Origin of the sequence: Ferruginibacter sp., assembly GCF_049840995.1 — a bacterium.
GTDB lineage: Bacteria > Bacteroidota > Bacteroidia > Chitinophagales > Chitinophagaceae > Ferruginibacter.
Genome location: NZ_JASGIP010000003.1, coordinates 605,735 through 620,348, shown reverse-complemented (window position 1 = coordinate 620,348; position 14,614 = coordinate 605,735). Strand labels below are relative to the sequence as shown.

13 protein-coding genes are annotated in these 14,614 nt (G+C 41.0%); 11 read left to right on the top strand and 2 right to left on the bottom strand.

Features of this window, described 5'->3' with window-relative positions; genetic code table 11:
• Position 1 precedes the first annotated feature (1 nt).
• Together QM738_RS04280 and QM738_RS04275 are read right to left on the bottom strand one after the other, a co-directional pair.
• On the bottom strand, positions 2 to 970 hold the full coding sequence (locus QM738_RS04280) for a zinc dependent phospholipase C family protein (RefSeq protein WP_462275434.1): 969 nt from the start codon (positions 968 to 970) through the stop codon (positions 2 to 4).
• Positions 971 to 1,013: 43 nt separating this feature from the next.
• Complete coding sequence (locus QM738_RS04275) at positions 1,014 to 1,628, bottom strand: DUF502 domain-containing protein (protein WP_462275433.1); 615 nt, start codon at positions 1,626 to 1,628, stop codon at positions 1,014 to 1,016.
• Between the two features lie 103 nt (positions 1,629 to 1,731).
• Here QM738_RS04275 and QM738_RS04270 point away from each other — a divergent pair, with 103 nt between their 5' ends.
• From QM738_RS04270 to QM738_RS04220, 11 genes are all read left to right on the top strand, one after another.
• Entirely contained in the window at positions 1,732 to 3,069 is a 1,338-nt protein-coding gene (locus QM738_RS04270) for a sigma-54-dependent transcriptional regulator (protein WP_462275432.1), read from the top strand.
• 77 nt (positions 3,070 to 3,146) lie between these two features.
• Positions 3,147 to 3,566, top strand: a complete 420-nt coding sequence (locus tag QM738_RS04265) for a GxxExxY protein (RefSeq protein ID WP_462275431.1) — start codon at positions 3,147 to 3,149, stop codon at positions 3,564 to 3,566.
• Positions 3,567 to 3,934: 368 nt separating this feature from the next.
• Positions 3,935 to 4,012 (top strand): K(+)-transporting ATPase subunit F, encoded by a 78-nt coding sequence (kdpF, locus tag QM738_RS04260; RefSeq protein WP_462276697.1) that lies wholly within the window; start codon positions 3,935 to 3,937, stop codon positions 4,010 to 4,012.
• A gap of 3 nt (positions 4,013 to 4,015) precedes the next feature.
• The gene (gene kdpA / locus QM738_RS04255; protein WP_462275430.1) at positions 4,016 to 5,716 is read left to right on the top strand and encodes a potassium-transporting ATPase subunit KdpA; all 1,701 of its coding nucleotides are present in this window, start codon (positions 4,016 to 4,018) and stop codon (positions 5,714 to 5,716) included.
• 8 nt (positions 5,717 to 5,724) lie between these two features.
• Positions 5,725 to 7,743, top strand: a complete 2,019-nt coding sequence (gene kdpB, locus QM738_RS04250; protein ID WP_462275429.1) for a potassium-transporting ATPase subunit KdpB — start codon at positions 5,725 to 5,727, stop codon at positions 7,741 to 7,743.
• Between the two features lie 118 nt (positions 7,744 to 7,861).
• Positions 7,862 to 8,422: a K(+)-transporting ATPase subunit C gene (locus tag QM738_RS04245; RefSeq protein WP_462275428.1), complete on the top strand. Its 561-nt coding sequence runs from the start codon at positions 7,862 to 7,864 to the stop codon at positions 8,420 to 8,422.
• 13 nt (positions 8,423 to 8,435) lie between these two features.
• Positions 8,436 to 9,491: an outer membrane beta-barrel protein gene (locus tag QM738_RS04240; protein ID WP_462275427.1), complete on the top strand. Its 1,056-nt coding sequence runs from the start codon at positions 8,436 to 8,438 to the stop codon at positions 9,489 to 9,491.
• 17 nt (positions 9,492 to 9,508) lie between these two features.
• Positions 9,509 to 10,636, top strand: a complete 1,128-nt coding sequence (locus QM738_RS04235) for a sensor protein KdpD (protein ID WP_462275426.1) — start codon at positions 9,509 to 9,511, stop codon at positions 10,634 to 10,636.
• 61 nt (positions 10,637 to 10,697) lie between these two features.
• On the top strand, positions 10,698 to 12,437 hold the full coding sequence (locus QM738_RS04230; protein WP_462275425.1) for an ATP-binding protein: 1,740 nt from the start codon (positions 10,698 to 10,700) through the stop codon (positions 12,435 to 12,437).
• Between the two features lie 159 nt (positions 12,438 to 12,596).
• Positions 12,597 to 13,235 carry a TetR/AcrR family transcriptional regulator gene (locus QM738_RS04225; RefSeq protein ID WP_462275424.1) on the top strand — a complete coding sequence of 213 codons (639 nt, stop codon included), beginning with the start codon at positions 12,597 to 12,599 and terminating at the stop codon, positions 13,233 to 13,235.
• Positions 13,213 to 14,613, top strand: a complete 1,401-nt coding sequence (locus QM738_RS04220) for a TolC family protein (protein WP_462275423.1) — start codon at positions 13,213 to 13,215, stop codon at positions 14,611 to 14,613. Before QM738_RS04225 ends, QM738_RS04220 begins: the two co-directional genes overlap by 23 nt.
• Position 14,614 lies beyond the last annotated feature (1 nt).

The window sequence follows — 14,614 nt, the reverse complement described above, 5'->3', positions numbered from 1 at the left end:
ATCAATCTTCCTGTTTGCCCAGCATTTTATCTGCATTCTTCCATTTATTATCTAGGGCTTCAAATTCTTTCATATCCTGCTCACTGAACTTTTTATCAACCAGGGGTTTCAGGTCGGGCTGGCCTGCATTTACCCATGCGGTGTACCAGAAACTTGCAATGGCAAATATGGATTGCCGCATCCTTCTTTCGATCATGCCATCCAGTTTTTTATTAAAGGCAATGGTAAAGGCGGATGAATATTGCCGGATGATCTTTCCATTACGTTCTTCAAAAGCATATTTTTTATCGGCGCTAAATTGGTTTGTGAGTTCTTTTTCAAAACGTAATACACTATCAGCAGCTTTGGCGCTTTCCAGTACCCGCTTCCATATAAAATCACCGGGGTTTTTAATGTATTCGGCTTTGCCGATAAAAAAATCAAATTCCTTATCGGCCAATAACTCCGGCACACGGCTTTCCCAAAAACCATGAATGCCCCGCTGATTGGTGAACTGGCCATTGTGATTGCTGTTGGCATGCAACGGCACATGTGCGTCGCCGATATAATGACCGATCTCGGCGCTTGTCTTCATTATCTTACTGAAATCTTTTTCCTTAAAAGCATTGGTGAGGCGCTGCAGCATAAATTGTACCTGCCAGGGTACAATGCCATAAGCTCTTAAACTGTCCTCGCTAAATTTTGCAACGGCATCATTCCATTTACGGGGCAGGCTATCGAAAGGATATGCGCCGTAATGATCAATATCAATATAATGGCGGGCGCCTTCATTGGCTACTGCATATCTTCTTTTATCAGGATCAACAGCGTGTTCGCTCAGGAATGCAATGTTGGGTTTGTACAACACCATCATTTCGGGCGGCAATAAAAAAACGGCGGAATAATTAATTTTCTGATGGCCGAAAAATCCCCAGCAGTAACTCTTGCAATGAATAATTGATAATGCAATAATGAATAATACCTTTTTCATAAAACGTTTTTTGTTTTTAAAAAAGGTCTTTCGTCGGGAAGGTTTAAGAGTTGCTTTCGTCATCCACATCGGTAATGCCACCGCTTACTGCAAATTTCATGGTTTGCGCTGCGCTGATATTGGTGATGGGTTTTACTCTTGTTTTGGGAATAACATATACATTACCTGCAACAGAATACGCCATCGGTATATACACCGTTACATAATCTTTCAGATCAAATTCTTCCATATCCTCACGGGTAATAAAACCAAAACGCCACACATCATTATCATCCACATTGGCCAGCACATTTTTGGTGAACTTTTTTTTATCACCTGCAAAAGCTTCAAAAAAATCACGGGTGGTACTGTAAATATATTTAATGCCGGGCGTACGCTCCAGTAATTTATCTACAAAACTTACTACGCGGCCGGTAATGAAAAAGGAGCTGAAATAACCGATCACGATCAATGCAGCAATAATAATTACAAAGCCGATACCGTAGTTCTGCACCTGTACATTACCCTGCTGATCTTTGTAAGTAAAGATCGGCAACAGGCTGTCGATAGAAGTCACCACCCAGAATATAGCATAAGCAGTAATGGCCAACGGGGCCAGTATCAGCAATCCCTGTAAAAAGTATTGCAACAGCTTTTTGTAGTGGAACGGCTTCTTCATTGTAGTTAATTTTATAACCAAAGATAATTAAATACCATTAGCTGCAATTTAATGGTGCGCCCATCTTTTTATTAAGTAATTTTGAAAAAAATAAACCGCCTGCATGGGTAAGATTTTAATTGTTGATGATGAAGAAAAGCTGCGATCGCTGATGGCGAGGATCATTGGCCTGGAAGGATTTGAAGTATTGCAGGCCGGCGATATAAAAAGTGCACAAAAAAAACTGGAGCAGCAGGAAGTAGATGTGTTGCTGTGCGATGTAAAATTGCCGGATGGTAACGGGGTGGAATTTTCGAAAAGTGTAAAAGAAAAATTCCCGCTGGTGGAGATCATTTTGCTGACGGCTTATGGCAATATACCTGATGGTGTACAGGCTATCAAGAACGGCGCTTTTGATTATATCACCAAGGCAGATGATAATAATAAGATCATTCCGCTGCTGTACAGGGCAATGGAAAAAGTTACATTAGCAAAAAGGGTACAGCAGCTGGAAAAACAACTTTCTAAAAAATATTCGTTTGAAAGTATACTAGGCCATTCTAAAAACATACAGGCCGCTATTGAACTGGCAAAAAAAGTTGCCGTAACAGATACGGCGGTATTGCTTACGGGAGAAACCGGGACCGGCAAGGAAGTTTTTGCGCAAGCCACTCATCATGCCAGCGCCAGGAATAATAAAACTTTTGTGGCCATCAATTGTGCGGCCATCAGTAAAGACCTGATGGAAAGTGAAATGTTTGGCCATAAGGCTGGCGCTTTTACCGGTGCAGTAAAAGATACCCGCGGCTTTATGGAAGAAGCGAATAATGGTACGCTGTTTTTAGATGAGATCGGTGAAATGCCGCTCGACCTGCAGGCGAAATTGTTAAGGGTACTCGAATCGGGCGAATTGATAAAAGTGGGCGAAACAAAACCGGTAAAGATCAACATCCGTTTAATAACCGCCACCAACCGCGACCTGCAAAAAGAAATTGAAGCAGGTAATTTTCGGCAGGATCTTTTTTACCGCATAGCAGTGTTTCAAATTGCATTGCCCTCGTTGCGGGAAAGGGTGATGGATATTGAAGAGCTGGCCAATCATTTTGCAAAGATCGTTGCAGCAAAAACCACCAAAAAAGTACAACCACTTTCTAAAGAACTGCTAGAAGTTTTAAAACAGCAGCCATGGAATGGCAATATCCGTGAATTGAAAAATGTGATCGAAAGAGCGGTGATATTAATGACAGGAGAAGAAGTTGCCATAGAAGATCTGCCTGCAGCATTTCAGCAACCCGCTGCAAAAAATGGTAAACAACTATCTGCTTTCGACCTGGCGAGTGCCGAAAAGATCCATATACAAAAAGTATTGAATTATACTAACGGTAATAAAACCGAAACTGCCAAACTACTCAATATCGCTCTCACTACCCTGTACCGCAAACTGGAAGAGTATAAACTGTAATTCCTTCTCCCGATAAAATTTACATAACCATACAACCTTTATTTAGGGTTCTTCCATCTTGTATGTAAAAGTGTGTTATGTATAAAGTAACAAAAGAACGGGTGGACTTATTATCGTACGAAATAATCGGCGCAGCCATTGAAGTGCATAAACAACTGGGTCCTGGCTTGCTGGAGAGCGTTTACCACGCCTGTATGATCGAAGAATTTAAATACCAGGAAATTCTTACAACATCTGAGATGATGATCCCAGTAGAGTACAGGAAAGAAGAAATTGACGCACATTTAAGATGCGATTTTTTTGTGGACGACCTGATAGTGCTGGAAATAAAATCAGTAGAAAAAATTTTACCCATTCATGAGGCGCAGGTAATAACTTATATGAAGTTGTTAAAGGCACCCAAGAGCATACTCATCAATTTTAATGTTACTAATATTTTTAAAGAAGGGCAGAAGACTTTCCTAAGCGAATACTACAGGATATTACCGGATTTTTAAAACCACATAGGCACATAGGACACATAGAAAAGACAAGAAAGCCCCCTTTTGTTTTGCCTATGTGTCCTATGTCTTCTATGTGCCTATGTGGTAAACATGCCCTCAAAGAATACGAAGTACCCTTTCAAAATGCTAGCATCACCCTTTCATTTTGAAAGGGTTTTTTATTGCCCATTATTATATGTTTTCCTGCAAAGCCCTTACTGGTAAAGGATTACAGCGCTTCCTGTATTACAGGCATACCAATTGAAATATCCCTGGCACACCAAAAATATCAACCATGTTACTATTCATTCTCATTGTGGCAGGCATTGCAGGTTTTGCCATTTTTTATCAATCCATAAAATTCTTCGAAAAAATATAACACCATGACAGCATTATTCATCATAGCCATCGCAGTATTCGTTTACATGTGCTATGTACTTATTAAACCAGAAAAGTTTTAAATCATGAACACAGAGATCACAGGCATTGTCCTTATGTTTATCCTGGTTGCGGCAATGGCCATTCCGCTGGGAAAATACATCGGCAAAATATTCAGCAACGAAAAAACCTGGCTAGATAAAATTTTTAATCCCATCGACAGAATTTTTTACCGGCTCAGTGGTATTGATATATCCCGCCAGATGAACTGGAAACAACACTTACTGGCATTACTGGTCATTAACCTGCTATGGTTTTTACTGGCCATGTTTGTGCTGACCAATATGAGCTGGCTGCCGCTTAATCCCGATGCCAATCCATCCATGAGCGCCGACCTTGCTTTCAACACTGCCGTTAGTTTTATTTCCAACACCAACCTGCAGCATTATTCCGGCGAAACAGGTATGTCCTACCTAGGTCAACTGGTATTGATGCTCTTCCAGTTCATCAGCGCCGGTTGTGGTATGGCCATTTGTGCAGTGGTGTTTTTCGCCATGAAAGAAAGAACAACAGACAAGCTGGGCAACTTTTATTTCTACTTTGTAAGAAGCTGTACCAGGGTATTATTCCCGCTTTCGTTGATAGTGGCAGTAATGCTTTTACTCAATGGTACACCTATGACCTTTAAAGGAAAAGATACCATTACAACATTACAGGGCGATACGGTGCAGGTGAGTCGTGGCCCCGTAGCAGGCTTTGTTGCTATCAAGCAGCTGGGCACCAATGGCGGTGGTTTTTATGGCCCCAACTCTGCGCACCCGTTGGAAAATCCCAATTATTTTACCAATATGGTAGAAACCATTTCTATCATACTCATACCCATGGCAATGATATTTGCACTGGGCTATATTTTAAAAAGAAAAAAACTGGCCTGGGTAATATTTAGTGTAATGCTAACCGGTATGTTGCTGTTGTTAATACCAACGGTTATCAATGAGATGAAAGGAAATCCTGCGATCGCCAAACTGAGCATACAGCAGGGCATGGGTAGTATGGAAGGAAAAGAAGTGCGTTTTGGTGCAGCAGCATCGGCCTATTGGGCCATCAACACCACCTGTACCAGCAATGGTTCTGTAAACGCCATGCACGACAGCCTTACACCACTCTCCGGCATGTTTGCCATGCTCGGTATGATGGTGAATGCATTCTTTGGAGGCGTAGGGGTGGGCTTTTTAAACTTTTACATCTTTATTATACTTGCCGTTTTCATAAGCGGCTTGATGGTGGGCCGCACACCGGAATTTTTAGGTAAAAAGATCGAGGCAAAGGAAATGAAGATCGCCATGATCATTGCATTGCTACACCCGCTGCTGATACTGGCAGGCACTGCTATTGCAAGCCATCTCTATGCACATGATCCAACAGCCTATGCTGCATGGCTCAATAATCCCGGCTATCATGGTTTTGGAGAAATGCTGTACGAATTCACATCCTCCAGCGCCAATAACGGCAGCGGTTTTGAAGGATTGGGTGATAATACGCCCTTCTGGAATATTGCCTGCGGTATTGTGATGTTGCTGGCACGTTACCTGCCCATTATCGGACCTGTTGCCATTGCTGGCATTTTATCCAATAAAAAATATGTACCCGAAAGTGCAGGCACACTCAAAACAGATACCGGCACATTTGGCTTGATGGTATTTGCCGTGATAGCAATTGTTGCAGCATTATCATTCTTCCCGGCATTGGCATTAGGACCAATAGCAGAACATTTTTTATTAAAATAAGATCAACCATGTCAAATCAAAATAGCAATAAACTCTTTCAAAGCAGCCTGGTAAAGCAGGCGCTGAAAGATGCATTCATTAAACTCAGTCCTGTAAAAATGTTCAGGAACCCGGTGATGTTTACCGTATGGATCGGCACACTCGTTATGACCTGCGTTTGTATATGGATCGGTACCGGCGAACAAAGCCAGGGAAGCCTTACCTATAACATAATTGTTACTGCAGTACTATTACTCACATTACTGTTTGCCAATTTTGCAGAAGCCATTGCTGAAGCAAGAGGTAAGGCGCAGGCCGATTCACTAAGAAAGACAAGAGAAGATACTCCAGCAAAATTGATACAGGTAATAGGCGAAATGTATGTGAACGAAATAAAGATCGTGCCCTCCTCTCAATTAAGTAAAGGTGATATGTTCCTGTGCGAAGCAGGTGATATTATACCAATGGATGGTGAGATCATTGAAGGATTGGCCACCATTGACGAAAGTGCTATTACCGGCGAAAGTGCGCCGGTAATAAGAGAAGCAGGTGGTGATAAATCTTCTGTAACAGGTGGAACCAAAGTATTGTCTGATAAAATAAAAGTAAAAGTGACCACCGAACTCGGCGAAAGTTTTTTAGATAAAATGATCGCATTGGTGGAAGGCGCTTCCAGGCAAAAAACACCCAACGAAATTGCACTCACCATTTTACTCGCAGGGTTTACGCTGGTGTTCATCATTGTAACGGTTACACTAAAACCATTTGCTGATTATGCCACCACACCAATTACGATAGCAGCATTTATTTCATTGTTCGTTTGCCTGATACCGACTACCATCGGCGGTTTATTATCTGCCATCGGTATCGCAGGTATGGACAGGGCTTTGCGTGCCAACGTAATCACTAAAAGCGGTAAAGCAGTGGAAACCGCAGGCGATATTGATGTATTACTGCTGGACAAGACCGGTACCATCACAATCGGCAACCGTAAAGCCACCAATTTTTATCCTGCCGCAGGCGTTGATGAAAAACATTTTATCAAATGCACCGTATTAAGCTCCATGGCAGATGAAACACCGGAAGGAAAATCGATCATTGAATTAGCAGGCATCAATCCGGCACAATACAAGATCGAGCATCCAAGATTTATAAAATTCACTGCGGAAACAAGAAGTTCGGGTATCGACTTTGATACTGTAAGAATAAGAAAAGGCGCTGCCGATGCCATTAAAGCACTCACTGAAAAAGCAGACAATATTTTTCCTGCCGAAACTGCGGAAAAAGTAAAAACCATTTCCAGCAATGGCGGAACACCATTGGTGGTGGCAGAAAATGAAAAAGTGTTAGGGGTAATTGAACTACAGGATATCATCAAGCCTGGTATCAGTGAACGTTTTGAAAGATTAAGAAAGATGGGTATCAAAACCGTAATGGTTACAGGCGATAATCCTTTAACAGCAAAATTCATTGCAGAAAAAGCTGGCGTGGATGATTTTATTGCCGAAGCAAAACCGGAAGATAAAATGAACTACATCAAAAAAGAGCAGGCTGCTGGCCGGTTGGTGGCAATGATGGGAGATGGCACCAATGATGCACCGGCGCTGGCACAGGCAGATGTAGGTGTGGCTATGAACAGTGGTACACAGGCAGCAAAAGAAGCGGGTAATATGGTGGACCTGGATAATGATCCTACCAAACTGATAGAAGTAGTGGAAATAGGCAAACAGTTATTAATGACAAGAGGTACACTCACTACTTTCAGTATTGCCAACGACGTGGCAAAATATTTTGCAATAGTACCAGCATTATTCATCGCCTCTATTCCTGCATTGCAAAGATTAAATATCATGCACCTGCACAGTCCTGAAAGCGCTATTTTATCAGCAGTGATATTCAACGCCATCATTATTCCCCTACTGATACCATTGGCATTAAAAGGAGTGGCATACAAACCTATTGGCGCTTCAGCCTTATTAAGAAGAAATCTTTTTATCTACGGATTAGGCGGTGTCATCGTGCCATTCATTGGTATCAAGAATCATTGACCTTCTAATTCAAAACTTAATTTAAAAATACTTCTATGTTCCCTCTGTGCCTATGTGGTTTAAAAAAGACCACATAAAATTTAAACAGTATTCTTTCATAGTAATAAAATCATTTTTTATGAAACAAAATATTTTTCCCGCCATACGCCTCACACTGGTTTGTTTGGTATTCTTTATTGTCATTTACCCTGCAATTGTTTGGGGCATTGCGCAGTTAACCCCCAACAAAGGCCAGGGCGATACCATCACCGTAAATGGTAAAACTTATTATACCAACATTGCACAAAATTTTTCTGATGATAAATATTTTTCATCAAGACCTTCAGCAGTAGCATACAATGCAGCAGGTGCTGGCGGCAGCAACAAAGGTCCTTCTAATCCTGATTATTTAAAAGACATACAATCAAGGATCGATACATTTTTAGTACATAATCCTGGTATACAAAAAAGCGAGATACCCTCCGACTTGGTAACCGCAAGCGGTGCAGGTTTGGATCCTGATATTTCGGTACAGGCCGCCAACGTGCAGGTAAAACGCATTGCTGCAATACGCAAAATGGATGAAGCCTCGATCAGGGGGCTTATCGATAAACAAACTGAAAAGCCATTGCTTGGTATGCTGGGCACAGCAAAGGTGAATGTATTAAAACTGAATATAGCACTCGATAATTTAAAATAGAAAATAAAGAAAGATGAAAAAGATAACGCTGTTGATGGTAACAGCAATTATAAGCCAGGCAATATGGGGACAAACTGCAGATTCTGCTAAAGAAGGTAAACTGGTGATTTCAGGATCCGCAGATGCGTATTACAGGTATAATTTTAACAATGCAAAAGATTCCATGCATACCAATAATTTAACGAGTTTTACCAATTCTCAAAATTCCTTTGAGCTGGGTATGGCATCTGTAAAAGCGGATTACAGTATTGGAAGAACGGAAGCTGTTCTGGATCTTGGTTTTGGAAGAAGGGCAGAAGAATTTTCTTATAATGACAAAGGAACATTGGCAGCCATTAAACAAGCTTATATTTCTTATGCCCCATCAGGTAAAGTGAAATTTACATTCGGAAAATGGTCTACACATATAGGCTACGAAATGCTGGACGCATATCTTAACCGCAATTACAGTATGGATTATATGTTCTCTTACGGACCATTCTTTCATACCGGGATAAAGGCAGATATAACGGTGAATAAAAATTTTGCGTTTATGCTGGGTGTGATCAATCCAACAGATATGTCGACCGCCAGTTTTGCCAAAAAATCTTTCGTTGCGCAGCTGCATGGCATTACATCCAACAATAAAATAAATGCCTACCTGAATTACCTGGGCGGAAAAGACATTGCCGATGCTTCCGTTAACCAGGCGGATGTGATGCTTACAGCAACGGTCAGCAATAAATTCAGTATTGGTTACAACGGTACGGTAAAGTCAGTTAAACCCAAAAATAGCAATACAAATTCCTGGTGGGCGTCTGCATTGTACCTGAACTACGACCCGGTAAAATTATTTGGAGTAACACTAAGAGGAGAATATTTTGATGATAAAAAAATGGTGGCAGGTCTTGGCACTAATATCTATGAGTTTACTTTGTCGGGCAATATTCACCTGGACAACCTCACCATCATTCCCGAATTCAGGTTAGACGGAGCGAAGGACCCATTGTTTTATAAAAATGCGGATACCTTTTCTCCCTCTGCAAAGAACACGGGTTCTTTTATACTGGCAGCAACCTATCATTTTTAAAAATTTAAAATCAAACAATGCCGGGCGAAAAAGAAAATAACGTGCAGCATTTTCTCGACATGATCAAAAGATCACGCCGCGGAAAATTTAAAATATACATTGGTATGAGCGCCGGTGTGGGCAAAACTTACCGTATGCTGCAGGAGGCCCGTTCTTTATTAAAAAATGGTATTGATGTAAAGATCGGTTATATAGAAACGCATAACCGTAAAGAAACACACGAGCTGCTGGAAGGGTTACCTGTGATACCCAGGCGTAAACTATTCTACAAAGGCAAAGAACTGGAAGAACTGGATGTGCAGGCAGTGATATCCTTACGACCCGAAGTGGTGATCGTTGATGAACTGGCACACACTAATATTGAAGGCAGCAAAAATGAAAAACGCTGGCAGGATGTAATGGAAATTATTGAAGCAGGTATTAATGTGATAAGTGCGGTGAATATTCAGCACATTGAAAGCCTGAATGAAGAAGTGAAGGAAATAACCGGGGTAGAAGTAAAGGAACGGATACCGGATAGTGTATTGGCGCAGGCAGATGAAGTGGTGAACATAGATCTTACAGCAGATGAGTTGATACTCCGTTTAAAGGAAGGTAAAATATACCAGGCAGAAAAAATTGAATCAGCGCTGAAGAACTTTTTTAAAAACGATCATATACTGCAATTGCGGGAACTGGCATTAAAGGAAGTTGCCAGCCAGGTGGAAAGAAAAGTGGAAACGGAAGTAACAAGGGTTAATGCCATAAAGCATGAACGCTTTTTAGCCTGCATCAGCAGTAATGAAGTTACTGCTAAAACAGTGATACGTAAAACGGCGCGGCTGGCAAACTATTACCATAGTAAATGGTATTTGCTTTATGTACAAACCCCGGCCGAAAGCCTGGATAAGATACCACTGGATAAACAGCGCCACCTCATCAATCATTTTAAGCTGGCAACAGAGCTGGGTGCTGAAATAATCAAAGTAGAAAATAAAAAAGTGGCAAAAGCCATTATTGAGCAATGCGAGCAAAGGAATATCACTACGATCTGTATTGGCAAGCCTCATTTAAATTTATTAAAAGTAATTTTGGCCACAAATGTGTTCAATGAGCTGTTAAAAAAACTGTCATTGAACGATATTGACCTCGTAATTTTAAGCTGAATAAAAGATCATGTACTTCCCACTGCCTGGCTGATGGCTGAACCTATATAAATTTTAAAAGATGAAGATCAAAACAAAGCTTATTCTCGGTATCGGCGCCATGTTTGTAATGGTGGTGCTGATCACCGTGATCGGCACTATATACATCAATAAACTGTCCGCGGATACTAAAAATATCCTGGTGGACAATTACAACACCGTGGATTATTCCCGCCAGATGCTGATAGCACTGAATGAAAATGGATTTACCAATGAAAGCATCAGTAAGTTTGAGACCAACCTCAAAAAACAACAAAATAATATTACCGAAAATGGTGAACAGCAACTGACCGACGAACTGGCTGCTAATTTCAACAGGCTTAAAAATAATCCTTCCGACTCATTATTGTTTTCTACGGTACATAATAACCTTACTGATATTATGCTACTGAATATGCAGGCGATAGAACGCAAAAGTGCTGTCGCAAAGAAAACGGCCGGCAATGCCACCTTATGGATGGAAATGGTGGGAGCCTGCTGCTTTTTAATTGCATTTGTGTTATTGCTCAACCTGCCCGGTAATGTAGCCAACCCGTTAAAAGAACTTACTGCAAGTATAAAAGAGATCGCTGCATTAAATTATTCCAAGCGATTACATTTTGAAAAGCAAAATGAATTCGGTGAGCTGGCAGGGGCATTCAATACCATGGCGCAAAAGCTGGAGGAGTACAGGATGAGCAACCTGGAAAAACTGATGATGGAAAAGAAACGGATTGAAACCCTCATCAATAATATTAAAGACCCGGTGATAGGGCTGGACGCAAAAAAGCGCATCTTGTTCATGAATGATGTAGCGCTGAAGATCTCGGGGCTTAAAGCAGAAGACACCATCGGCAAGCTAATACAGGATGTTGCAGTGCATAACGATTTAGTACGCTCACTGATACAGGAGCTTTTTACGGCCAACGGAGAACAATCCCCGGTAAAGAGTGAACCCATTAAGATATACGCCGATAATAAAGAAAGTTATTTTGATAAACAGGTAATACCAATAAAGATCACACCCACCGGCGAGCAGGAAGAAAAATTTGTAGGCAATGTGATCATGCTGCAAAATATCACCCCTTTCAAAGAACTGGATTTTGCAAAAACTAATTTTATTGCAACGGTATCGCATGAATTGAAAACGCCGATCTCTTCCATTAAAATGAGCCTGCAGTTATTGGAGAATGAACAGATCGGCGCCATCAACGAAGAGCAAAAGAACCTGGTGAACAGTATAAAAGATGATGCGAACCGCCTTTTGAAAATTACCGGCGAATTGCTCAATATGACACAGGTGGAAAGCGGGCATATAGAAATATCAGCTATTGCAACGGACGTACACGAGATATTACAATACGCAGTAGATGCTAATAGAGTGGCGGCAGATCAAAAAAATATTAAACTTACAGTAACAGCACCCGCCAGCCTGCCCGCTGTATTTGCAGATAAAGACAAAACAGCCTGGGTGCTTACCAATCTTATCTCCAACGCTATCCGTTACTCCTACGATGATGCAACAGTATATATAGAGGCAAAAACCAACGCTAATAAAATTGAATTTTCGGTAACAGATAGCGGCCAGGGCATTGCACCCCAGTACAAAGAAAAAATATTCGACCGCTATTTCCGGGTACCGGGTACTAAAAAGGAAGGGACAGGCCTCGGGCTTTCCATCAGTAAAGAATTTATTGAAGCACAGGGTGGTAGCATACAGGTGGATAGTGATTTTGGGCGGGGCAGTAAATTTACTGTCAGCTTAAATGCAGTACCAGTATAGGTTACAACAGGAACCGGCACAATTTTTCAATGCAGCTTTAGGCTGCATTTTTTGTTGTCGGCAACATGAATTTAATGTTAAGCGGCAAAAAAATATGATGGAAACTTTGGCAACTTGAAAAGTTTCCATAGTTTTGCCCCTGATTTAAGCATAAGAAAATTGAAAGACAGAATAAAACAAAAGGCCCACGACCTGTTCATGCAATACGGTGTACGCAGCGTAACCATGGATGAGATTGCAGTGCAGATGGGGGTTAGCAAGAAAACAATTTACCAGTATTATGCCGATAAGGACGAGCTGGTGGATGCCGTGATGGTGGATGTGATAAAGCATAACCAGGATTGTTGTATGAAGGACAGGGACAGTGCCAAAGATGCTGTTCACGAAGTATTCCTGGCCATTGATATGATGCAGGAGATGTTCCAGAACATGAACCCGATCATATTATTTGAACTGGAGAAATATTATCCCAAATCCTTTGAAAAATTCAAGCAACACAAATATTCTTTTTTGTATAAAGTGATGCGGGAGAATATTGACCGGGGCATTGCCGAAGAAATATACCGCAATGATCTTGATATAGACGTGCTGATAAAACTAAGGCTGGAAACGATGATGATGCCGTTTAACCAGCTGATATTTCCCAAGAATAAATACAATATGCTGAAAGTAGAAATAGAACTCACCCTGAATTTTATATTCGGCATGGCAACCGTAAAAGGACATAAGTTAATTACCAAATATCAACAAGACAGAACTAAAAAGACGAACACTAATGAAAAAATTTTGGCTCACTAACTCCGCTGTATTAACTATGGTGTTGGTATCTGCGAGCGCTATGGCGCAGCAGAAAAATGAATTCAGTATCAAGCAATGTATAGAATATGCCAACAAGAATTCGGCAACTGTAAAAAATGCATTGCTGGCAGTACAAAAACAGGAGCAGGCAAACAGGCAGGTTACCGCTGCTGCATACCCACAGGTAAGTGCCAGTGCTAGTACTACACATTATTTTAATATCCCTGTTACCACTTTACCTGATTTTATCAGTCCTGCCACTTACCAGGTATTGATCGATAAAGGCGTAAAAGACGGTAATGGTCAGCCTATCACCATGCCTGCAGGTGGCTTTGGAAGCATACCGGCACAGTTTGGTACTTCCTGGAATGCGAGCGGCACACTTGATGTAAGTCAATTGTTGTTCGACGGACAGGTATTTATTGGGCTGATGGCCCGTGATGCTGTTTTGAATTATTATAAAAAAACGGCAGAAGTTACCGAAGAGCAGATAAAAGTGAATATTTACAAGATATACTACCAGCTGGTGGTGGGTAAAAAGCAGGTCGGCTCTATCGATGCAAATATTGAATTGCTGGAAAAATTGCTGAGCGATACAAAAGAGATATTCAAGAATGGATTTGCAGAAAGACTTGACGTGGATAAAACAACTGTACAGCTTAATAATCTCCGTACAGAAAAAATAAAATTTGAAAGCTCGTTACAGGTGGGTAATTCAGGCCTTAAATTCCTGATGGGTATGCCGCAGGCGGAAGAGCTGGTATTGACTGACTCCATTAATGAAGATGAATTAAAAGCGAACATACTGGACAGCAGTTACAATTTCAATGACCGTAAAGAAATGCAGTTGCTGAATATTGCAGAAAAACTGGGTTCTTATAATGTAAGGCGTTACCAGTTAAGCAAATTACCAACACTGGCAGCATTTGCGAGCTATGGAAAAAATGCACAGCGTAATAGCTTCAGCTTTTTTGAAAAAGGCGACTGGTATACTACTTCCCTGGTAGGATTTAAATTATCTGTTCCTATTTTTTCGGGCTTTTCAAAAAATGCACAGATACAACAGGCCAGGATAGAACTGAAACAAACGCAGAACAGCATCGACCAGTTGAAATTGAATATTGACGCGGATGTGGAACAGAGCCGTATTAAAATGAAGACGGCAATGGCAACAGTGGATAATCAAAAACGCAATATTGAACTGGCAGAAAAAGTATATAACACCACCAAGAAAAAATATGAGCAGGGCCTGGGCAGTAACCTGGAAATAAATAACGCACAAACAGATTTAAAGGTGGCCCAGAATAATTATTACAGCAGTTTATACGATGCCATCAATGCAAAAATAGACTGGTTAAAAGCCGCAGGAAAATTATAAA